The sequence below is a fragment of the Bradyrhizobium sp. USDA 3311 genome (genome assembly GCF_054062495.1).
Window position 1 is genome coordinate 3,362,920 of sequence record NZ_JBSSFI010000001.1, and the last position, 18,926, is coordinate 3,381,845.

Genomic DNA, 18,926 nt, shown 5'->3' on the forward strand with positions numbered 1-18,926 from the left:
CTAGCTGTTCGGTCCGCGATCCATGCTGACGGGCTGCCAACGGCGGAGCGCGGTGCTTTGCAGCACCGACGGATTGACGCAGCTTACCGGCCACATGCCCTGAAGCACCAGTGACAATTCGTAGCCCACGCGGCGCTTGCGTGCCTCGTCGAACCGTGCCGAGGCCGAGGCGACATGGGCGGTCAGGGTCACGTTCTCCATGCTGAGGATAGGATTGTTGTGCGAGGGCGGCTCCTTCTCCAGCACGTCGAGGGCGGCGTGCGCGATCCAGCCCTCCTGCAGCGCCTTGATCAGGCTCTCCTCGTCCACCGTGGCGCCGCGACCGGTGTTGATGAAGATCGAGCCCTTCTTCATCTGCCGGAAGTGCTTCTCGGTCAGCATGTGGTGCACTTCGGGCCGCGCGGGCGCGTGCATCGAGACGAAGTCGGATTGCGACAGCACCTCGTTCAGCGTCGCGGGGATGACGCCGTGGTCGTACATCAGCGTTTCCTGGATGAAGGGGTCGTAGGCCATCATGCGCAGGCCGAACGGCGCGGCGCGCTTCGCAACCGCGCGCGCGACGCGTCCGAACGAGATGAAGCCGAGCGTCTGGCCCATCAGCCGTGGGATCTTCAGCAGCGCCGGCCGGCCCTCGGCCCAGCGGCCGCTGCGCACCATCCTGTCCTGCTCGACCAGGCGGCGGAAGCCGGCGAGCAGCAACATCATGGCGTGGTCCGCGACCTCCTCGATGAAGGTGTCGGGGATGTTGGTGACGGGAATGCCGCGCGCGGTGGCGGCCTTCACGTCGACGCTGTCCACGCCGACCGAGCCGAGCGTGATGACCTTGCAGTTCTCCAGTGCGTCGATGATCGACTTGGTGATCGGGATGCCCTTGGCATAGATGGCGTCGGCGTTTTTCGCGGCGGCAATGAACTCGGCCTCGTTGGCCGGAGCTTCGATGATCTCGGCGTCGATCGGATCGAGCGCCTCGCGCTCGTAGGAATAATCGCTGCCCGCGACCGTGAAGCTCGCGCCCTTCGGCGTCACCACCCTGTATTTCGGCATTTCCTGCTCCCGATTTGGTTTGTCGGTTCTTGTTGCGGCCCGGCCTTCTCGGCGGGCCTTTGCGTCTTTTACGCGAAATCGGGGTGCGTGCGTACAATCGCCGGTTGCCGGCTTGACCATTATTTGCCGGTTTTCGCGGCATCGTCAGGGCTTCTACGGAGGCACGTAAGTAACTTGCTAAGGGGTCACACACTAAAAGTTGATTCAAATAAAAAGGTCTGCGCGAGCCCGCGTCACCCGAGGAGCCCATCGTGAAGTTGAGCAATCTGAAGATCGCCCCCAAGCTTGGCATCCTTGTCGGTGTTACCCTGTTCGGCCTGTGCATCTCTGGTGTTCTCGCCGGCTACCTGATGAAGCAGGAGATGGTGAATGCGCGCATCGACCAGGCCAAGGCGATCGTCGAGTTGGGGCGCAACTACGCCGCTGCGCTGAAGAAGCGCGTCGATGCCGGCGAGATGACGAAGGACGCGGCCATGGCCGAGCTTCGCCGCTACGGCAATGCGATGACCTACGACAACGGTGCGGGCTACCTGTTCGGCACGTCCTATGACGGCATCACGCAGCTTGCCCCCGATCCGAAGCAGATCGGCGCCAACCGCATGGATGTGGTGACCAACGGCCGCAGGCTGTCCGTCGAGCTGATGGATGGCGTCAAGGCCAATGGTTCGATCCTGCTGTATTATGAATACATGAAGCCCGGCCAGGAGAAGCCGATCCGCAAGCTCGGCTACGCGGTCGCCGTCCCCGGCTTCGACATGTATCTCGGCACCGGCGCCTATCTCGAGGATATCGACGCCAAGATGGGGCCGGTCTACTGGCTGCTCGGCCTCGCCATGCTCGGCATCGTCATCGTCGCCGGCAGCGTCGCCTGGATGATCGGACGCAGCATCAGCCGTCCGCTGGCGCTGCTCGGCGCCCGCATGAAGGATCTCGCCGACGGCAAGCTCGAGGGTGACATTCCCGGCGTCGGCCGCGGCGACGAGGTCGGCGCAATGGCCTCGACCGTTCAGATCTTCAAGGACAATGCGGTCCGTATTCGTGACCTCGAGAAGACCGAGGCGGACGCCAAGGAACGCGCCGCGGCGGATCGTCGCAGCGCGATGGAAGAGATCGCCAACGACTTCGAACGCAGCGTCAACGGCATCGTTCGCTCGGTCTCCTCGGCCGCGGCCGGCATGCAGAGCACGGCGCAGTCGATGACGGCGACCGCGAGCGACGCCTCCTCGCGCGCGGCGACAGTCGGCGCGGCTTCGCAGAAGGCCTCCGGCAATGTCGGCACGGTTGCCGCCGCCGCCGAAGAGTTGTCGAGCTCGGTTGCGGAAATCTCCCGCCAGGTGACGCGTTCGACCGAAGTGGCGAGCCGGGCGGTCAACGACGCCGAACGCACCAACGCCACGGTGCAGGAGCTCTCCACCGGCGCGGAGAAGATCGGCGAGGTGGTCAAGCTCATTCATTCGATCGCGGCGCAGACCAACCTGCTCGCGCTCAACGCCACCATCGAGGCGGCGCGCGCCGGCGAGTCCGGCCGCGGCTTCGCCGTCGTCGCCTCCGAGGTCAAGGCGCTCGCCAACCAGACCGCGAAGGCCACCGAGGAAATCTCCGCCCAGGTCGCGGCGATGCAGACCTCGACCAGCGATGCGGTCGCGGCGATCGGCGGCATCACCCAGACGATTGCCGAGATGAGCGAGATCACCGCGGGCATTTCCGCCTCGATCGAGCAGCAAGGCGAGGCGACGCGCGAGATCGCCCGCAACATCCAGTCGGTCGCCGCCGGATCGAACGAGATCAATGCCAATATTGGCAGCGTCACCTCGGCCGCGGAAGCGACCGGCACCGCCGCCACCGACGTGCTCACCAACGCCCGCGAGCTGGACAGCCAGTCCGGCGCGCTACGCAGCGCGGTGGACGGCTTCCTCGCCAAGGTGCGCGCGGCGTAAGGCTGAACGAACTCGCGCGACAATCCACGAATTCGTCATGCCCGGGCTTGTCCCGGGCATCCACGTTCTTGGGACAGTCATTCCGGGGCGATGCGAAGCATCGAACTCTGGTGCGCAATTGCGCACCCGAGAATCTCGAGATTCCGGGTTCGCGCTGCGCGCGCCCCGGAATGACAGCGCCTACTGCTTCTCGATCCCCGCTTCCCGGATCAGCCTCTCCCACAGCACCAGCTGCTCGTTCACGAAGGTGCCGAGCTGTTCCGGCGTGCCCGAGAAGGCATCCATGCCGAGGGTGGCGAGTTGCGCCTTGATCTCCGGCTTCTCGACGATCTTCCTGATCTCGGCGTTGAGCCGCGTCACGATCTCCTTCGGCATGCCGGCCGGACCGAAATAGCCCTGCCACGAGGAGATGTCGAAGTCCGGCACGCCGGCCTCCTGCATCGAGGGCAGGTTCGGCACCAGCGGAGAGCGGTCCTTGGTGGTGACGGCGAGCGCGCGCAGCGCGTTGCCGTTGACGTGCGGCAGGCCGGTCAGGATGTCCACGAACATCATCGAGACGCGGCCGCCCATGACGTCGTTGAGCGCCGGCGGCGAGCTCTTGTAGGGCACGTGCAGCAGGTCGAGCCCGGCATTGTGCGCGAAGGTCGCCCCCGACACGATCGCCGACGACGAGCCCGAGGCGTAGCTCAGCTTGCCCGGATTGGCCTTGCCGTAGGCGACCAGCTCGCCGACGGTCTTGGCCGGCACCTCGGGGTGAATGACCAGCATGAAGGGCAAATCGCCGGTGCGCGCGATCGGGGTGAAATCCTTGATCGGATCGTAAGTGAGGCTCTTGAGCAGGTAGGGATTGGCCGAATGCGTCGTGTTGGTCGTCACCAGCAGCGTGTAGCCGTCGGGGGCGGCGCGCGCGACAAAGGTTGCCGCGATCATGCCGTTGGCGCCCGCCTTGTTCTCGATCACGATGCCAACGCCGAGCGCCTGCGACAGATGCTGCGAGATCAGCCGCGTCGTGGTGTCGGTGCCGCTGCCGGCGGCGAAGGGCAGCACCAGCGTGATGTTGCGGCTGGGGTAATTGTCGGCCTGTGCGGCGGTCGAGGCGGCGAGGCAGAGCGCGGCCGTGCCGATGGTGCGCAGGTTTCGAATCAACGCTGAAAGCATGTCTGGTCGTTCCCTCTTTTTCGTTGGCGGGGAACCTAGCTTCTCTTTGTTGGAATCGGAAGGCTCGAGTTTGTTGCCTTGTCTCCGCGTCGCGGAATTATTTCACCGCTGCACCCTGGCGCGAGGCGATGACGACGCCGGCGAGCACCAGCGCGTAGCCGATCAGGTGAAACGGCTGGAGCTTTTCGCCGAGCAGCAGGATCGCCATCGCCGAGCCGAACACCGGCACGAGATGGAAGAACGGCGCGGCCCGGTTCGGCCCGATCAGCGCCACGCCGCGGTTGAAGAAGAGATAGGCGAGCGTCGAGGGGAAGATCAGGATGTAGCCGAACGTTGCCAGCGTCACCCCATCGAATTGCATGACGTTGCCGCTCCAGGCCTCCCAGACGGCGGTGGGCAGCAGCATGATCGCGCCACAGCAGGTCGTGAAGGACAGGAAGGAGAGCTGATGGACCTTCGGCCGGCGCGGGATGAAGGCGGAGTAGAGTCCGAATGCCACCAGCGAGGACGCGAACATGATGTCGCCCCTGTTGAAGCTGATGCTAGCAAGGGCGGAGAGATCGCCGCGCAGGATGATGGTCAGCACGCCGAGAAGCGAGATCGCGATGCCGGCGAGCTGCGCAGCCGTCAGCCGCACGCCGAACAGCGCCAGCGACCACAGCGCGACGAACAGCGGTCCGGCCGACTGAATCAGCAGCGCGTTCAGCGCTTCGGTGTATTGCAGCGCCCAGTACGAGATCGCGTTGTTGAAGGCAAAACCCACCAGCGACAGGAACAGCATCAGGGGCAGGCTCTTGCGCAGAGCCCGCCAGTCGCGCTTCAGATGCGGCCAGGCGAACGGCAGCAGGATGAGGAACACGCCGAACCAGCGGATCGTGGTCACCGTCAGCGGCGGCACATGCGCGCCGACATGGCGCGCGAGCACGATGTTGCCGGCCCAGAACAACGAGCTCAGGCTGAGCAGCAGATAGGGCTGGTTGTTGAGCCAACTGGCCGGATTCGAGGCTGGTGGCGCGGGCGAAGCGGTCGTCATTGGGGTCAGATACAACCTTGCGCCGGATTGCCGTCGCGACACAAGTCACGCCGCCGCAATGCTACAATGCACGCATGACCTGAGGAGGTGCCGTTGGCGGTCAATATGTTGAACATCAAGGGCCTGGAAGGGCTCGACCGGCATGCGCCGGTGGTGATGCTGAACCTGATGCGCTTCCACGCGCGCTCGCGCGACGGTGACGGTTCGGGCTGGGACGCCTATTTGCGCTACAGCGCGATCACCGTTCCCATGATCAAGGCACGCGGCGGCACACTGCTCTGGACCGGCGAGGCCAAGGCGGTCGCGCTCGGCCCGCAACCGGGCAACGACTGGGATTTCGTCGCGCTGGTCCACTACCCCACCGTCGCAGCCTTTCTCGACATGATGACGTCGGAGGCCTACGAGCGTGAAGCCGACCCCCACCGCGTCAACGGCTGCGCCGAGCACGTCATCATCGCGACGAGCGAGGCGTACAGCAAGTTCAAGATGAAGTAGCGCGCGCTCTTGCATGTGAGCCTTTCGCGAAGGCAGAGCCGCCGGCCTATTTCTTCCGCTCCGCGCGCGCATCCGGCATCGACGCATCCACAGCGGCGTGGCACGCCGTCTGCAACAGGCGGCAGACCTCCTCCGTCGACCGCTGCGGGCTCAGCGCTGCGAAGGTCGGATAGCTCGTCAGTACGAAGATCAGGTCGACGGCATCCTGCATGGCCCGCTTTGCGGCACGGCTCTCGGTGATGCGTGTCACCAGTCCCGTCACAAGCTCACGCCGCCGTTCGTTGCGCGCGACCAGCGCATTGCCGAATTCGGGATCGGTTGCGATCGCCTGGTTGAGGCCGCCGATCGCGGGGTCGTGCGCCCAGAAGGTGCAGAAGATCGCGACGACGCGATCGAGCGCGGCGCGTGGATCCGGCAGCGCCATCACGTCGGCCAGTTCGAACAGCCCGCCCTGCCGTGCGATGTCGTCGAACACGGCCTCCAGCAGTCCGCGCCGGGATCCGAACTGGTTGTAGACGGTCAGCCGCGTGACGCCGGCCGCCTTCGCCACCACGTCGAGCGAGAAGTTCGCGATGCTCGCATCCTTGCGCAGCAGGCGCGCGCCGGCCGCGATGATGCGTTCGCGCGTCTCCGCGGCCGCGGAGGCGCGGACCGAGCTCACATAGCTGCGCTTCGGCATCGCCCTGCCATTGTCTTGACGTATTGATTATACATAATGTATATCCAATTTAGAAGCCGGTTTGGAGCTTGCCATGCAGACTGCCCTCGTAATCGCACTGTCGCTTCATGTGTTGTCGTCCGTGTTCTGGGCCGGATCAAGCTTTGCGCTGGCGCGAACCGGAGCAGCCGGGGGCGAGCAGCTCGTCGGTCCGCAACTCGGCGCGGCGATGATTGCGATCCTCACCGGCGGCTATCTCGGGCATCTCGTTCATTCCGGCAGTTTTGGCGCGGCCGAGCAAGTGCTCGCGCTTGGTGCGGTTTGCGCGCTGATCGCAGCCGGCGTTCAGGCCGCAACCGGTCCTCGTGCGCTGCTGAGCTTGCGTCGTGGCACGAGCGAGGCGACCAATGTGCGTTCGCGCATCGCGACCGCCCAGCGCGTGGCCGCCGCTCTGCTCGCCATCACCGCCCTCTGCATGGGCGCGGCGCGCTACATCTAGGGGCTCGTTCATCCAAGATAACAGCCGACGGCGAGGCGCCACAACGGCCCTGAGGCCGGCAGGCACTCTCGCAGGCAGAACTTTGCAATAGCGCGGCATCCCGCCGCTGAAGAAGGAAAAGCAACGTCCAGGATGATTCTGCTGAACCTGCCCGTGCGCGATCTCGCCGCATCGACGGAGTTCTATGTGGCGCTCGGCGGTACGGTGAACCCTCAGTTCTCGGGCGAGAGTTCGACCTCGCTCATGGTCACGGACGCGATTGGCGTGATGCTGCTGACCCACGACCACTATCGCCAATTCACCAAACGCCCGATTGGTGACCCGCGCCGCGACAGTCAGGTCTTGATCGCCCTCACGGTCGATGACCGCGACGCCGTCGATGCAACGCTGACTCGCGCGGTGGCGGCGGGTGGTCGCGCCGATCCCAACCCGGCACAGGATCTCGGCTTCATGTATAACCGCCACATTGAAGATCCGGACGGCTATGTTTGGGAAATCGTATGGATGAACCCGTCAGCGAGCACCTGACCGCAGAACGCTGCGCGGCGAGCTGACAAGGCGGGCTAGCTCGCCTGCTTCCTTGACGCCGCGAACACGCCCGACAGCACCAGCGCGAAGCCGATGAAGTGGAACGCCTGCGGGAGTTCGCCCAGGAAGAGCATCGCCATGATCGAACCGAACACCGGCACGACGTGGAAGAACGGCGCGGCGCGGTTGGCGCCGATCAGGCGCACCCCGCGATTGAAGCAGAGATAGGCGAGGGTGGAGGGGAAGACCGCGACATAGAACAGGGTCAGCAGGTTCGGCGCGTCGAACTTCATCACGGGCCGCGCGGACAATTCCCAGATCTCCAGCGGAATGAGGCAGGCAGCGCCGGCGCCGAAGGTGAAGGCGAGGAACGACAGGCCGTGCATCGCCGGCCGCTTCAGGCTCAGCACCGAATAGAGCGCGAAGATCAGCAGCGCGAGGAGGAAGATGAGGTCGCCCTTGTTGAACTCGATGTTCGACAGCGTGGTGAAATCGCCATGCAGCAGGATGGTCAGCACGCCGCACATCGACAGCAGTACGCCGAAGGCCTGCGCCGCGGTGAGCCTGATGCCGAGGATCGCCAGCGACCACAGCGCCACGAGCAGCGGCGCGGCCGACTGGAGCAGCAGCGTGTTGAGCGCCTGGGTGTGCTCCAGCGCCCAGTATTGCAGGGTGTTGAAGGCACCGATGCCGGTGATCGAGAGCGTCACCATCAGGCCGAGCTTGCCGCGGATCGCCGGCCAGTCCTGTGCGAGATGTTTCCAGGCGAACGGCAGCACCAGGAGGAACGCGAAGGACCAGCGCAGGAACGACAGCGTCACCGGCGGGATGTGGCCGGCGGCAAGCCGCCCGACGATGGCGTTGCCGGCCCAGCACAACGCGGTGATGCTGAGCAGCAGGTAAGGCTGGTTCGCGACCCAGTTGTGACCGGATGTTTCGGTGCTCGTGGTCTGGCTGGTGGCGGACATCGTGATTGTTATGGCCCCGCGTCATGCGCCGAAGCCCCGGCCCGGCGATGTCCGGGCCGGCTCGCAGCCCGGCACCGTCCAAAGACACGGAAATATGCCTGATATCAATGGCGCAGATGCATCGCCATCATGCGCCGCGCGGAACGGCGAAACTTCAGGAAGCCGCCTGTGCGCCGCTTGGCCCCGCATTCGGGTGCATCGCTGCCCGTGCGGCCCAACCTCCGCCGAGAATCGCGCCGGTAAAGCCGCCGCCGCCCGTGAACGCCGAGGCGAGATAAAGGCCGTTGATGGCGGTCGCCGGCATTGGCTTGAATCCGCGCGTTTGCGGTGCGAAGCCGTAGATCGCGCCGCCGGGCGTGTTGAGGTAATGCGCGAAGGTTTCGGACGTCGACATCTCGCGCTGCGTGATCGCGCCGGCGATTCCGGGATAATTCCGGTCGAGATCGGCAATGACGAGATCCATCCAGCGCTCCTTGCGGGAGCGCTTTGCTTCGGCGGACAGACCGGTCCAGTTCGCGAGCCGGTCGACGCCGACGAGCGCGCCGAGATAAGGCGGTCTCTCGTTCAGGCCCGTATCGATCTGATCGTAGGCGACGAAGCCGTAGGGGGGGAGACGTGCCGGTGGATCCTCGCCCAGCAGTGCGCCGGCCTCGCGGAAACCGGAGAGTTTCGTCAACCACCCCGGCAGCACGCTGGTCGAATAGTGCCTGACGCCGAAATCGCCGGACGGCCGGCTGAGACCGATCGCTATGCTCCAAAGTGAGATCGATGGTTGCCGGTCTTCGTAGCGCGACAGGAACGCGGCGCGCTTGTCCTGCGGCAGCATCGAGGCCAGGACGGAGGGCGCCGCGTTGCCGAGCAGAATCGGCGCCAGCTCCTCGCGCACATCATCGGCCCTCGTCGCGCGATGACGCACGCCGCGGGCGCGGGCGCCGTCGACCAGAATGGTCTCGACCTCGCGTCCCGCCTCTACCGCACCGCCCGCGTCGCGAATGATCGCGATCAGGCGATCGCTGAGCGCCTGCGACCCGCCGCGGACATAGTGTCCGCCGCCGACGAGATAGGAGGCCTGCGGAATCGCAAACTGGATGAAAGGCATCGTGTCGGGATCGTCGGTGTAGTAGCTGAGGTTGGAGGCAAGCGCGAGCTTGATCGCCTCGCTGTCACCGAACAGGCGGGTGAGCACTTCGCTCAAGGTCGCGTGCCGGTCGCGGATCAGCGGCCACAGGCGCCACGGCAATGTCGGCGCGTTCCAGAGCCACCAGTCGCGGTCGTCCTGATGCTCGCTCATCAGCGCCACCGCCTGCCGGACGGCGTCGATGCGCTCGAAATATTGGGCGATGCCCTTGGCGTGCGCCGGAAACTGCGCCTTCGCCGCGGCCGAGGCGGCTTCGAGGCCGTGCGGCATCACGAAGGGGCGCTCGAACAGAGGGCTCCGCACCTCGTGCAGCGCGCCGACATCCACGAAGGGCAGATCGCGATCGATGCCGAGCGCGCGCAGGATCGGAAGCTTGGGATCGGAGGCGTCCAGGCCGTCGATCTCGTGCAGCGAGGCCTCGATCGCGAGCTGGCCGTGACGATAGACCGTGGCCGCTCCCCCGAAATTCTGGTTGCGCTCGAGTACCAGAACCTCGTGGCCTGCGCGGGCGAGCAGGGCCGCCGCGGTCAGGCCGCCGAGCCCCGATCCGATGGTGATGGCGTCAAAGCTGCGTGACATCTCGGGTGACCTCGCTGCAACATTGAGGCAGACGCCTGGTCCGCCTCCATGGCTCCCGGTTCCATACTAGGAGCGCGCAGCAGGGGGCGCGATTGACCTGCGTCAATCGCTGTCGGTGGAAATTTGTGCGGGTCCGAAATGATCTGAAATATCGCGGTCACAAATCTCTATCGCTTGCGTTTGCTGCGGATCGCGAAGGGCTTCAGCAGCTCGGCGCAGGCGAGATAGACGACGACGAGCAGCGCGATGCCGGCCATCATCAACGGCGGCGGCGCGACAAAGCCGAACCAGGTGCCGACCGGGGTGAACGGCACGACCATCGCGACCAGCAAGGCGATCAGCGACGAGGCCGACAGCACTGGATCGGGCCAATTGCGCCACGGTCGGCCGTTGGTGCGGATGACGAAGATCACCAGGATCTGCGTCGCCATGGATTCGATGAACCAGGCGGTGCGGAACTCGCCGGGCGATGCGTGAAACAGCATGATGAGGGCGCCGAAGGTCAGGAAGTCGAACACCGACGACAGCGGTCCCATGATCGCGGCGAAGCGCGCCAGGTTCGACATGCTCCACACCTGCGGCTGCGCCGTTGCCTGCGCCGAGACCCGGTCGAAGGGAATGCCGAGCTCCGAGAGATCGTACAGCAGGTTGTTGAGCAGGATCTGCGTCGGCAGCATCGGCAGGAACGGCAGCACCATCGAGGCGATCGCCATCGACAGCATGTTGCCGAAATTCGAGCTTGCGCCCATGCGGACATATTTGAGGATGTTGGCGAAGGTGCGCCGTCCTTCCGCGACGCCGTCGGCGACGACCTCGAGATCCGAAGCGAGGAGGATCATGTCGGCGGCGGCCTGCGCCACGCCGGTCGCGCCGTCGACCGACAATCCGACGTCGGCGACCTTCAGGGCCGGTGCGTCGTTGATGCCGTCGCCGAGGAAGCCGACCACTTCGCCGCCCGCCTGAAGCGCCCTCACGATGCGCGACTTCTGGTCCGGCGCGAGGCGGCCGAACGCGTCCGTGGAGCGCACCTGCACGGCGAGCGCCGCGTCGCTGAGCGCCGCAACGTCGGTCCCCGACAGTACGCGCTCGGGGTTCAGTCCGACCAGGCTCGCGAGCCGCTTCACCACCACGGGGTCGTCGCCCGAGAGGATCTTCAGGCCCACGCCGCTCGCCGCGAGCCGCGCGATTGCGGCCGCGGCCGTCGGCTTCGGCGGATCGGCGAAGGCGCAAAAGCCCTCGAAGGCGAGATCGGTCTCGTCCTCCGTCTCGACCTCGCGCAGCACGCCGCTCCACGCCCGCGAGGCGATCGCCACGGTGCGCAGGCCCTCGCTCGCGAGCTCACGCACGCGCGCCAGCGCAGCCGTGCGCGCGCGCTCGTCCATCGTGCACAATACGAGCACGGCTTCCGGCGCGCCCTTGACGATGAGCAGCGTGCCTTCGGGGCCGGTCGCGAGCACCGATCCCAGCCGGCGCGAGAAGTCGAAGGCCTGCCGTCCGGCCAAGGTCCAGCCCTGTGCGGCGTCCGGCCGGCCGGCGACGAGCGCGGCATCGAGCGAGCCGCGATCGCCGCCGAGCGATGCCGCGATGGCGCCGAGCTGCGCGGCGCGGGCGTTGTCCTTGCCCTCGGCGTCGAGGCTCCGGGCGAGCGTGATCTCGGCCGAGGTCAGCGTGCCGGTCTTGTCGGTGCACAGGACCGTCATGGCCCCGAGGTCGTGGATCGCGGCCAGCCGCTTCACGATCACCTTGCGGCCGGCCATCCGAAGTGCGCCGCGCGACAGCGTCACCGTGGTGATCATCGGCAGCAGCTCCGGCGTCAGCCCGACCGCGAGCGCGACCGCGAACAGCAGCGAATCGAGCACTGGCCGGCCGAACACGACGCGGACGGTGAGCACGACCAGCACCAGCGCGAGCGTGGCCCGCGCGATCACGAGGCCGAACTCGCGCAAATCGCGCTCGAAGGGGGAGGGGGCCTGCGTCTCGGCGAGCGCGGAGGCGGCCGCGCCGAACACGGTGTCGCGGCCGGTCCTGACGACGAGCGCGATCGCCTCGCCCGTCTGCGCCACGGCGCCGCGGAACAGTGCGTTCGAGGTGTCGTCGGGGTCGGTGGCGGCGCCGGCGCGCTTCTGCACCGGATAGGGCTCGCCGGTGAGCGCGGCTTCCCCGGCCGTGAAGGCGGTACTCTCCAGGATCAACCCATCCGCCGGGATGATGTCGCCGGCGCGGACACGCAGGAGGTCGCCCGGAACGACGTGGTCGACGTCGATCTCGCAGAAGGCGCCGTCGCGCCTGACCTCGGCCTTGAGCGCCACCGAACGGCGGAGGATCTCGGCGGCGCGGACTGCGTGGCCCTCCTGGATGGTGTCGAGCCCGATCGAGCCGGCGAGAATCAGCACGATGATGAGCCCGCCGATGTCGTCACCGGTCAGCATCGAGACGATGCCGGCGACCAGCAGGATCAGCGACAGCGGCTCCAGCAGCCGGCGCAGGATCGCGCGCATCGCGCCCTCGATGCGCGGCGGTGCATCGCTGTTCGGCCCGAACCGGCCGAGGCGCTTGGCGGCCTCGGTCGCGGTCAGGCCCTGCAAGGAGCAGCCGAGCTGGGTGCAGAGCGCATCCGTCGGGAGGCGCCAGAACTGGCTCGCCTGGCTGTTCGGTGGCTTGGTCACGGCATATCCGGCATGGAGGCTTCTAGGCCCGGGAGGGGTAAGCGGTGGAGGTGACAGCCATCCCTTGGCGCAATCGCGGGCCGGAACGGTTGATGCGTGTCAATTCCGATGTCGCGGGGCCGCGAATCTTTCAGGATTTTAAGGTTATATCAAAGGCTTGGGGTGCCTTTCCGACCTCGAAAAAGCCCCGTTCTTGCTTGCCTAGAGGGGCCGCTTCCTTTATCCGGTTGGCTGCCTTGCGTGCGAGCGGCCTTGGGCCGCGGAGAGGGCTTGGCGCAGGCATGATCCCGGAAAAGTGGGCACCGGTTTTCCGCGAGGATCATGCCTCCTAGAGACAGATTGAATAGGGATTACCCGCGAATGGCCAATGTTGTCGTCGTCGGCGCCCAGTGGGGCGACGAAGGGAAGGGCAAGATCGTCGACTGGTTGTCGGAGCAGGCGGACATCGTCGTCCGTTTCCAGGGCGGCCATAACGCCGGCCACACGCTGGTGATCAACGGCAAGACCTACAAGCTCGCGCTGCTGCCCTCGGGCGTGCTGCGCGAACACAAGCTGTCGGTGATCGGCAACGGCGTGGTGTTCGACCCCACCGCGTTCCTCGACGAGGTCACCAAGCTGCGCTCGCAGGGCGTCGCCGTCTCTCCGGAAAATCTGCGCGTGGCCGAGAACGTCACCCTGATCCTGCCGCTGCACCGCGAGCTCGACGCGCACCGCGAATCCGCCAATGCGGCGACCGCGATCGGCACCACGCGCCGCGGCATTGGACCGGCCTATGAAGACAAGGTCGGCCGCCGTGCCATCCGCCTGATGGACCTCGCCGACCTCGACACGCTGCCGCACAAGATCGACCGGCTGCTGGCTCACCACAACGCCCTGCGTCGCGGCCTCAATCTGCCGGAGTTCGACGGCAAGGATATCCTGAAGGAATTGACCGCGCTGGCGCCGCAGCTGCTGCCTTATGCCGAGACGGTGTGGCGGCTGCTCGACATCAAGCGCCGCGAAGGCAAGCGCATGCTGTTCGAGGGTGCGCAAGGCGCGCTGCTCGACGTCGACCACGGCACCTACCCTTACGTCACCTCGTCCAACACGGTGGCGGCGCAGGCTGCGACCGGCTCGGGCCTCGGCCCCGGCGCGGTCGGCTATGTGCTCGGCCTGTGCAAGGCCTATACGACCCGCGTCGGCCAGGGCCCGTTCCCGACCGAGCAGGACAACGAGATCGGCCGCAAGATCGGCGAGCGTGGCCGCGAGTTCGGAACCAATACCGGGCGGCCCCGCCGCTGCGGCTGGTTCGACGCCGTGCTGGTCCGCCAGGCGGTCCGCACCTGCGGCATCAATGGCCTCGCGCTGACCAAGCTCGACATCCTCGACGGCTTCGACTCGATCGAGGTCTGCACCGGCTACAAGCTGGACGGCAAGGAGATCGACCACTTCCCGGCCGGCGAGGGCGCCCAGGCCCGGGTCGAGCCGATCTACGAGACCATCGAGGGCTGGAAGGAGCCGACCGCCAGTGCACGGTCTTGGGCCGACCTGCCGGCCCAGGCCATCAAATATGTCCGCCGGATCGAGGAATTGGTGGGGTGCCCGGTCGCGCTGCTTTCCACCAGCCCCGAACGCGAAGATACTATCCTGGTGCAAAATCCGTTTGAGGCTTAACGATCTCTTACCGGGACGCGCGTATAGTTGAGTAGAAATGGCTGATTACTATCCGCTGATCGCCCGCGCTATTGCCGCCTTGGATCCCAACGCTCCCGGCGAAAGCCGTCGCGCGCTCTATGAGCGGGCGCGCACGGCGCTGATCGCACAGCTGCGCAGCGTGCAGCCGCCGCTCTCCGAATCCGAGATCACCCGCGAACGGCTGTCGCTGGAAGAGGCTGTCCGCAAGGTCGAATCGGAGGCCGCCCAGCGTGCCCGCGAGGCCTCGCGCCCCGGTGGTGGCGGCACCCGCAGCAGCGGCAGCGGCGATGCCTTCCGCCGCGCCAGCACCCGTGCCACCGAGGGCAACCCGGCCGCAGCCCCACCGGCTGCTCCGCCGCGCGCCCGTCCGGCACCACCGCCGCCGCGCGCCGACCGCCCGTCCTTCAACGTCGATGACCAGGGCGAGGCCCAGCGTCCGCCGCGCGCGCCCCGTTTCGATGCGCCGCGCCAGCCCGGTCCGCCGGCGCCGCCGCCCGAGCCGCCGGTCCCGCCGCCTGCCGGACGCGAGCGCGCGGGTGGGCGCCGTCCGCCGGACATCGGACCTCCGCCGCCGCTGCCGCCCGCACCTGGCGTGCGCGGCTTCCGCGACATCACCGCCGACGTCAACGATCTCGGCGGCGCCGCCGCGCAGGCCAATCGCGCCGCGCGCCGCACCTACGCCAACGTGCCCTCGCCCTCGCCGGAATTCGACCGGCTGGAGCCGAGCCTGGAGAACCGCGCCGGCGAGGGCGATGCGCCCTATTCCTATGACGAGTCGGTCGAGGAGGCCGAGCGCTATGCGCCGCGGCAGCCGTCGGGGCGCCCGCACATCCCCGTCCTCGACCGCGACGCCAAGAAGCCCAAGCGCGCGCGCTCCGTCTTCCCGTTCAAGAGTGCGATCGCCGTCGGCATCGTGCTGATTCTGGTCGGCGCCGGCATTCTCTGGGGCAAGCCGCTGCTCCAGACCGTGAGCGGCCTGTTCAAGTCCTCGCCGACCCAGGTGGTGGAGGCGCCGAAGGATGCGTCCCAGCCGCAGAGCAAGCCGAAGATCCCCGATCGTGTCGGCCAGCCCTCGGCCAGCGACCAGCCGGTCGCGCCGGTGGCGCAGAAGGTCGTGCTCTATGACGAGGATCCGTCCGATCCGAAGGGCAAGCAATATGTCGGCTCGGTGGTGTGGCGGCTCGAGCCGATCAAGGCGTCGGGCAACCAGAAGGCCGACGTCGCCGTGCGCGCCGACATCGAGATTCCCGACCGCAAGTTCAAGATGACGATGTCGTTCCGCCGCAACACCGACTCCTCGCTGCCGGCGAGCCACACCGCGGAATTGACCTTCATCCTGCCGCAGGATTTCCCGGGCGGCAGCGTCTCCAACGTGCCGGGCATTCTGATGAAGTCGAACGAGCAGGCGCGCGGCACGCCGCTCGCAGGGCTCGCGGTCAAGGTCACCGACGGCTTCTTCCTGGTCGGCCTGTCCAACGTCGACGCCGACCGCGCCCGCAACGTCCAGCTCCTGAAGGAGCGTTCCTGGTTCGACGTGCCCCTGGTCTACGCCAACCAGCGCCGCGCCATCATCGCGATCGAGAAGGGCGCCCCCGGCGAGCGCGCCTTCAACGACGCCTTCGCGCAGTGGGGCGATTAGACCACTGGTGCTGCGCACCGAACCGGAATGACATCCTGGATGGATGACTACTGCGCGGCCGCTTCCCGCTTGCGCGATGCCGCGGCGGCGGCGTGCTCGCGGTCCATCACGGCGCGGCAGCCGGGACTGACCTGCGCCTTGTTCCGCACCATGCACGCGGTGATCCGCGGGATGTCGGGAATTTCACTGGAGCACAGCCGCATCGCATCGCCCGAGCACATCTGCTGCGCTTCGGACGAGAAGGCGAAGCCGGGCGATGTCTGGAATGCGACGACGGTGGTGGCGAGGGCGAAGAGAGTTGCGATGGTCCGGTTGCGTGTCATGCTGAATGTGTCCCCGAGTTCCGTGGGCTTGAGCCGCTTGGTTTTGGGGCGCCTCACGCGGCTTGACCTGCCGCATGTCTCAGCCATCACGCCGGGAACCTCATCCCGCATGTGGTTGCTCGATTTCTCGTGATGTTCGAATCGAAAAGTGCTGCGCCGCCCGAGCCAAGTATGCGCCATTGTCGTATGGCTGCAATGGTCCGCGCGAACGAATTCGCAATTGTTGCGCGCACGTCACGCAGAAAGCGACGCGTTGCGTCAGATGAGGCGATAGGATGGCGTGCTTGTGGCGTCGCTCTCGCCAAGTGCGGCGGCGTGTTCCTCGACGGCGGTGACGCCCTTCGCCGTGAGCTCGAACAGATCGCCGTCCTTCATCACGTAGCCGTCGGCGATCAACTGTCCCATCTTGCCTTGCCGGTCGTCGGCAAAGGCAATGGATTGACTGATGTCCCTGAGGATCGAGAGCTGTTCGTCGCGCAGCATGGCTTCACCTCTCCGTTCGCAGGGACTGTTTCCGATCTTCACATGCCGTGACTGGCGAACACCTTGCTGCACGATTTCGACAGCTTGGCCCGGTTGGCCTGCAGGCAGTTCTGCACCGCGCCGTCATTGCCGAGGTCCTTGCGGCACAGCCGCGAGGCATCGCGCGAGCAGGCGTTCTGCTCCTGCGGTGTGCCCATGTGGCCTTGCGCGAGAGCCGGCGCGCTCGACAGGCCACCGAGGGTTGCAAGCGTGATCGTCGCCAGAAGAAATTTGCGGGACATCGGCGGCTCCGGTCCGAGAGGGGTCATTCAGGTCCTGTCTGAACTCGTCGCCTTGCCACTTGTTCCCCCGGGGAGGAGTCGGCGCCCGCTATTCAAGGTTCCCGAGGCGCTGCTATAACAGGGCCAAAGTGTGAGGGTCTTTGATGAAACGCTATCTGGTGTTTGCGCTGGTCGGGCCGTTTGTCGGCGGGTTCCTGCTGCTGCTGACGACGACCTACCAGTCCGGTTACTGGACCCAGACCAATCTTGGCGAGGTCGGCAAGCTGTTCGCAGTATTCTTCAAGACCCTGCAATACAGCTATCTGTTCGGCTTCCTGCCGTCGCTGATGATCGGCGCGGTCGATGACATCCTGCTCCACATCCGCCGGGTCGGCCCGGTGCTGCGGATGCTGCTGGTCGGCCTGTTCGCTTTCGTCCTGGCCTCGCTGACCTACAGCTCGCGCGGGCCGGATTCGGGTGCGGTTCAGTTCATCCTGTACGGCCTGGTCGGCTTCGTGCCGTCGGTGCTTTCCTCCTGGCTCGTGCATAGATATGTCGAGGAGCCGCAAGCGGCGGCGGCGCCGACCTGACCCGCGCGACGTTCGGGCGCGGTGCAGCAACCTCCGCCGCGCTCGCGAGTTTCCCCTGGGCCATGACCATGTCCGACGACGATATTCTTGCTCCGCGCAAATCCCGTTCCGGGAGCCGTTCGCGCGCCACCTTCTCAGGCACGGAACCACGCGGGCCGATCATCGACCAGGACGGCCGCGAGATCCGGCCCGAGACGCTGGAGCAGGGATTTCGCGAGTTTCGTTTTGAGTTCGGTCAGGGCAATCCGCTGGGAGGCAATCCGTTCGGCAACCTGACGCGCGAGCAGCGCATCGCGCGGCTCGAGGCGATCGCCAGGCTGCTCGACGTCGCCTTCATCCTGCCCGGCACCAACATCCGCTACGGCATCGACGGCCTGATCGGACTGATCCCCGTCGTCGGCGACATCATCACGACCGCGATCTCGCTGTGGCTGGTGCGCGAGGCCCGCGCGCTGGGCGCGCCCTGGTACCTCACCGCGCGCATGCTCGGCAATGTCGCGGTCGACGGCGTGGTCGGCATGGTGCCGCTTGCGGGCGACGCCTTCGACGTCATGTTCCGCGCCAACATGCGCAACATGCGCCTGCTCCGCCGCTGGCTCGACAAGCAGCCGCGGATTTAGGAGCTGGAAGTATCTCGATTGAGGTGAGCGAGCGGCAGGCTCGGTGCACCTCTCCCGCAAGCGGGAGAGGTCGGCGCGTAGCGCCGGGTGAGGGCTTTCGCCTCTTGAGAGTCCTCGATTGTGTAGACACCCTCACCCCAGCCCTCTCCCGCAAGCGGGAGAGGGAGAACTAAAAAAACGCAAAAAGCGCGATAGCCTTTCGGCCATCGCGCCTTCTGCGCACATCGGGTTTGGCGAAAAAACTTACGCCGCGTCGGCGTCGGCCTCGGCAGCCGGTTCGGGCTTGCGGCGACGGGGCAGCGGGAAGGCTTCGCTCTCATAGAGCGAGCGGATGCCATTCTGGTCGAAGCGCGCTTCCTCGACCTGGAGATAGGCGCCGTTCAGCGAATCCGTCGGCAACTGCTCCATCGCGAACTGCACGGCTTCGGCCGCGGTGCCGAACCGGCGATAGGTGAAGCCGGCACGCTTCTTCTTGCGGATCGCGGCGGGGAAGAGCTCGGCGGAGGTGTTGAAGTTGAACGGACGCAGTGGACGCATGGTCAAAGACCTCGTGATCTTCTCTGGGGCTTTAAGCGCGTGGGGTTTGGGAGGGCGGAGGCCAATCGCGTGGGCCCGCCGCACATGTCATTTTCGC

The 18,926-nt window shown here is 66.4% G+C and carries 19 protein-coding genes; 8 read left to right on the forward strand and 11 right to left on the reverse strand.

Features of this window, described 5'->3' with window-relative positions; genetic code table 11:
* Window positions 1–1,044, reverse strand: coding sequence for a C-terminal binding protein (locus tag ACVWW6_RS15940; protein WP_028173062.1), 1,044 nt, complete (start codon window positions 1,042–1,044; stop codon window positions 1–3).
* Between the two features lie 251 nt (window positions 1,045–1,295).
* Here ACVWW6_RS15940 and ACVWW6_RS15945 point away from each other — a divergent pair, with 251 nt between their 5' ends.
* Entirely contained in the window at window positions 1,296–2,981 is a 1,686-nt protein-coding gene (locus ACVWW6_RS15945; RefSeq protein ID WP_028173063.1) for a methyl-accepting chemotaxis protein, read from the forward strand.
* A 180-nt stretch (window positions 2,982–3,161) separates the two neighbouring features.
* On the opposite strand, the gene ACVWW6_RS15950 is transcribed toward ACVWW6_RS15945, so the two are convergent.
* Together ACVWW6_RS15950 and ACVWW6_RS15955 are read right to left on the reverse strand one after the other, a co-directional pair.
* Entirely contained in the window at window positions 3,162–4,139 is a 978-nt protein-coding gene (locus ACVWW6_RS15950) for a Bug family tripartite tricarboxylate transporter substrate binding protein (protein WP_456681003.1), read from the reverse strand.
* A 97-nt stretch (window positions 4,140–4,236) separates the two neighbouring features.
* Window positions 4,237–5,172 carry a DMT family transporter gene (locus ACVWW6_RS15955; protein ID WP_028173065.1) on the reverse strand — a complete coding sequence of 312 codons (936 nt, stop codon included), beginning with the start codon at window positions 5,170–5,172 and terminating at the stop codon, window positions 4,237–4,239.
* 105 nt (window positions 5,173–5,277) lie between these two features.
* Here ACVWW6_RS15955 and ACVWW6_RS15960 point away from each other — a divergent pair, with 105 nt between their 5' ends.
* Window positions 5,278–5,667, forward strand: coding sequence for a DUF1330 domain-containing protein (locus ACVWW6_RS15960; RefSeq protein WP_171463860.1), 390 nt, complete (start codon window positions 5,278–5,280; stop codon window positions 5,665–5,667).
* A 46-nt stretch (window positions 5,668–5,713) separates the two neighbouring features.
* Here ACVWW6_RS15960 and ACVWW6_RS15965 read toward each other — a convergent pair whose 3' ends face one another.
* Window positions 5,714–6,346, reverse strand: a complete 633-nt coding sequence (locus ACVWW6_RS15965; RefSeq protein WP_028173067.1) for a TetR/AcrR family transcriptional regulator — start codon at window positions 6,344–6,346, stop codon at window positions 5,714–5,716.
* Between the two features lie 73 nt (window positions 6,347–6,419).
* Between ACVWW6_RS15965 and ACVWW6_RS15970 the strand changes: the two genes are divergently transcribed.
* The gene (locus tag ACVWW6_RS15970) at window positions 6,420–6,824 is read left to right on the forward strand and encodes a hypothetical protein (RefSeq protein WP_011089794.1); all 405 of its coding nucleotides are present in this window, start codon (window positions 6,420–6,422) and stop codon (window positions 6,822–6,824) included.
* 132 nt (window positions 6,825–6,956) lie between these two features.
* The gene (locus ACVWW6_RS15975) at window positions 6,957–7,352 is read left to right on the forward strand and encodes a VOC family protein (protein ID WP_456681004.1); all 396 of its coding nucleotides are present in this window, start codon (window positions 6,957–6,959) and stop codon (window positions 7,350–7,352) included.
* Window positions 7,353–7,387: 35 nt separating this feature from the next.
* Here the strand turns inward: ACVWW6_RS15975 and ACVWW6_RS15980 are convergent, their stop codons facing one another.
* From ACVWW6_RS15980 to mgtA, 3 genes are all read right to left on the reverse strand, one after another.
* Complete coding sequence (locus ACVWW6_RS15980; RefSeq protein ID WP_456681005.1) at window positions 7,388–8,320, reverse strand: DMT family transporter; 933 nt, start codon at window positions 8,318–8,320, stop codon at window positions 7,388–7,390.
* Window positions 8,321–8,474: 154 nt separating this feature from the next.
* Window positions 8,475–10,037: a phytoene desaturase family protein gene (locus ACVWW6_RS15985; RefSeq protein WP_404523793.1), complete on the reverse strand. Its 1,563-nt coding sequence runs from the start codon at window positions 10,035–10,037 to the stop codon at window positions 8,475–8,477.
* A 167-nt stretch (window positions 10,038–10,204) separates the two neighbouring features.
* Window positions 10,205–12,703 (reverse strand): magnesium-translocating P-type ATPase, encoded by a 2,499-nt coding sequence (gene mgtA / locus ACVWW6_RS15990; protein WP_456681006.1) that lies wholly within the window; start codon window positions 12,701–12,703, stop codon window positions 10,205–10,207.
* Window positions 12,704–13,063: 360 nt separating this feature from the next.
* On the opposite strand from mgtA, the gene ACVWW6_RS15995 reads away from it, so the two are divergent.
* Both ACVWW6_RS15995 and ACVWW6_RS16000 read left to right on the forward strand, forming a co-directional pair.
* Window positions 13,064–14,356 carry an adenylosuccinate synthase gene (locus tag ACVWW6_RS15995; protein ID WP_028173071.1) on the forward strand — a complete coding sequence of 431 codons (1,293 nt, stop codon included), beginning with the start codon at window positions 13,064–13,066 and terminating at the stop codon, window positions 14,354–14,356.
* A gap of 37 nt (window positions 14,357–14,393) precedes the next feature.
* Complete coding sequence (locus ACVWW6_RS16000) at window positions 14,394–16,016, forward strand: hypothetical protein (protein ID WP_456681007.1); 1,623 nt, start codon at window positions 14,394–14,396, stop codon at window positions 16,014–16,016.
* Between the two features lie 47 nt (window positions 16,017–16,063).
* Here ACVWW6_RS16000 and ACVWW6_RS16005 read toward each other — a convergent pair whose 3' ends face one another.
* The 3 genes from ACVWW6_RS16005 to ACVWW6_RS16015 all read right to left on the reverse strand — a co-directional run bounded on the left by ACVWW6_RS16005 (window position 16,064) and on the right by ACVWW6_RS16015 (window position 17,103).
* Entirely contained in the window at window positions 16,064–16,426 is a 363-nt protein-coding gene (locus ACVWW6_RS16005) for a hypothetical protein (protein WP_456683160.1), read from the reverse strand.
* A gap of 171 nt (window positions 16,427–16,597) precedes the next feature.
* Window positions 16,598–16,822: a hypothetical protein gene (locus ACVWW6_RS16010; RefSeq protein WP_028173074.1), complete on the reverse strand. Its 225-nt coding sequence runs from the start codon at window positions 16,820–16,822 to the stop codon at window positions 16,598–16,600.
* Between the two features lie 38 nt (window positions 16,823–16,860).
* Window positions 16,861–17,103, reverse strand: coding sequence for a hypothetical protein (locus ACVWW6_RS16015; protein ID WP_456681008.1), 243 nt, complete (start codon window positions 17,101–17,103; stop codon window positions 16,861–16,863).
* Between the two features lie 143 nt (window positions 17,104–17,246).
* Here ACVWW6_RS16015 and ACVWW6_RS16020 point away from each other — a divergent pair, with 143 nt between their 5' ends.
* A complete protein-coding gene (locus ACVWW6_RS16020) occupies window positions 17,247–17,672 on the forward strand; it encodes a DUF5413 family protein (RefSeq protein ID WP_011089784.1) in 426 nt (141 codons plus the stop codon).
* A gap of 62 nt (window positions 17,673–17,734) precedes the next feature.
* Entirely contained in the window at window positions 17,735–18,292 is a 558-nt protein-coding gene (locus tag ACVWW6_RS16025) for a DUF4112 domain-containing protein (RefSeq protein ID WP_404523789.1), read from the forward strand.
* Window positions 18,293–18,535: 243 nt separating this feature from the next.
* Here the strand turns inward: ACVWW6_RS16025 and ACVWW6_RS16030 are convergent, their stop codons facing one another.
* Entirely contained in the window at window positions 18,536–18,829 is a 294-nt protein-coding gene (locus ACVWW6_RS16030) for a hypothetical protein (RefSeq protein ID WP_028173077.1), read from the reverse strand.
* Window positions 18,830–18,926 lie beyond the last annotated feature (97 nt).

Excerpts from the sequence above, each read along its gene's own strand:
- ACVWW6_RS15940 (WP_028173062.1), bottom strand. The coding sequence starts at position 1,044 with ATGCCGAAATACAGGGTGGTGACGCCGAAGGGCGCGAGCTTCACGGTC.
- ACVWW6_RS15950 (WP_456681003.1), bottom strand. The coding sequence starts at position 4,139 with ATGCTTTCAGCGTTGATTCGAAACCTGCGCACCATCGGCACGGCCGCG.
- ACVWW6_RS15955 (WP_028173065.1), bottom strand. The coding sequence starts at position 5,172 with ATGACGACCGCTTCGCCCGCGCCACCAGCCTCGAATCCGGCCAGTTGG.
- ACVWW6_RS15960 (WP_171463860.1), top strand. The coding sequence starts at position 5,278 with ATGTTGAACATCAAGGGCCTGGAAGGGCTCGACCGGCATGCGCCGGTG.
- ACVWW6_RS15965 (WP_028173067.1), bottom strand. The coding sequence starts at position 6,346 with ATGCCGAAGCGCAGCTATGTGAGCTCGGTCCGCGCCTCCGCGGCCGCG.
- ACVWW6_RS15970 (WP_011089794.1), top strand. The coding sequence starts at position 6,420 with ATGCAGACTGCCCTCGTAATCGCACTGTCGCTTCATGTGTTGTCGTCC.
- ACVWW6_RS15975 (WP_456681004.1), top strand. The coding sequence starts at position 6,957 with ATGATTCTGCTGAACCTGCCCGTGCGCGATCTCGCCGCATCGACGGAG.
- ACVWW6_RS15980 (WP_456681005.1), bottom strand. The coding sequence starts at position 8,320 with ATGTCCGCCACCAGCCAGACCACGAGCACCGAAACATCCGGTCACAAC.
- ACVWW6_RS15985 (WP_404523793.1), bottom strand. The coding sequence starts at position 10,037 with ATGTCACGCAGCTTTGACGCCATCACCATCGGATCGGGGCTCGGCGGC.
- ACVWW6_RS15995 (WP_028173071.1), top strand. The coding sequence starts at position 13,064 with ATGGCCAATGTTGTCGTCGTCGGCGCCCAGTGGGGCGACGAAGGGAAG.
- ACVWW6_RS16000 (WP_456681007.1), top strand. The coding sequence starts at position 14,394 with ATGGCTGATTACTATCCGCTGATCGCCCGCGCTATTGCCGCCTTGGAT.
- ACVWW6_RS16005 (WP_456683160.1), bottom strand. The coding sequence starts at position 16,426 with ATGGCTGAGACATGCGGCAGGTCAAGCCGCGTGAGGCGCCCCAAAACC.
- ACVWW6_RS16010 (WP_028173074.1), bottom strand. The coding sequence starts at position 16,822 with ATGCTGCGCGACGAACAGCTCTCGATCCTCAGGGACATCAGTCAATCC.
- ACVWW6_RS16015 (WP_456681008.1), bottom strand. The coding sequence starts at position 17,103 with ATGTCCCGCAAATTTCTTCTGGCGACGATCACGCTTGCAACCCTCGGT.
- ACVWW6_RS16020 (WP_011089784.1), top strand. The coding sequence starts at position 17,247 with ATGAAACGCTATCTGGTGTTTGCGCTGGTCGGGCCGTTTGTCGGCGGG.
- ACVWW6_RS16025 (WP_404523789.1), top strand. The coding sequence starts at position 17,735 with ATGACCATGTCCGACGACGATATTCTTGCTCCGCGCAAATCCCGTTCC.
- ACVWW6_RS16030 (WP_028173077.1), bottom strand. The coding sequence starts at position 18,829 with ATGCGTCCACTGCGTCCGTTCAACTTCAACACCTCCGCCGAGCTCTTC.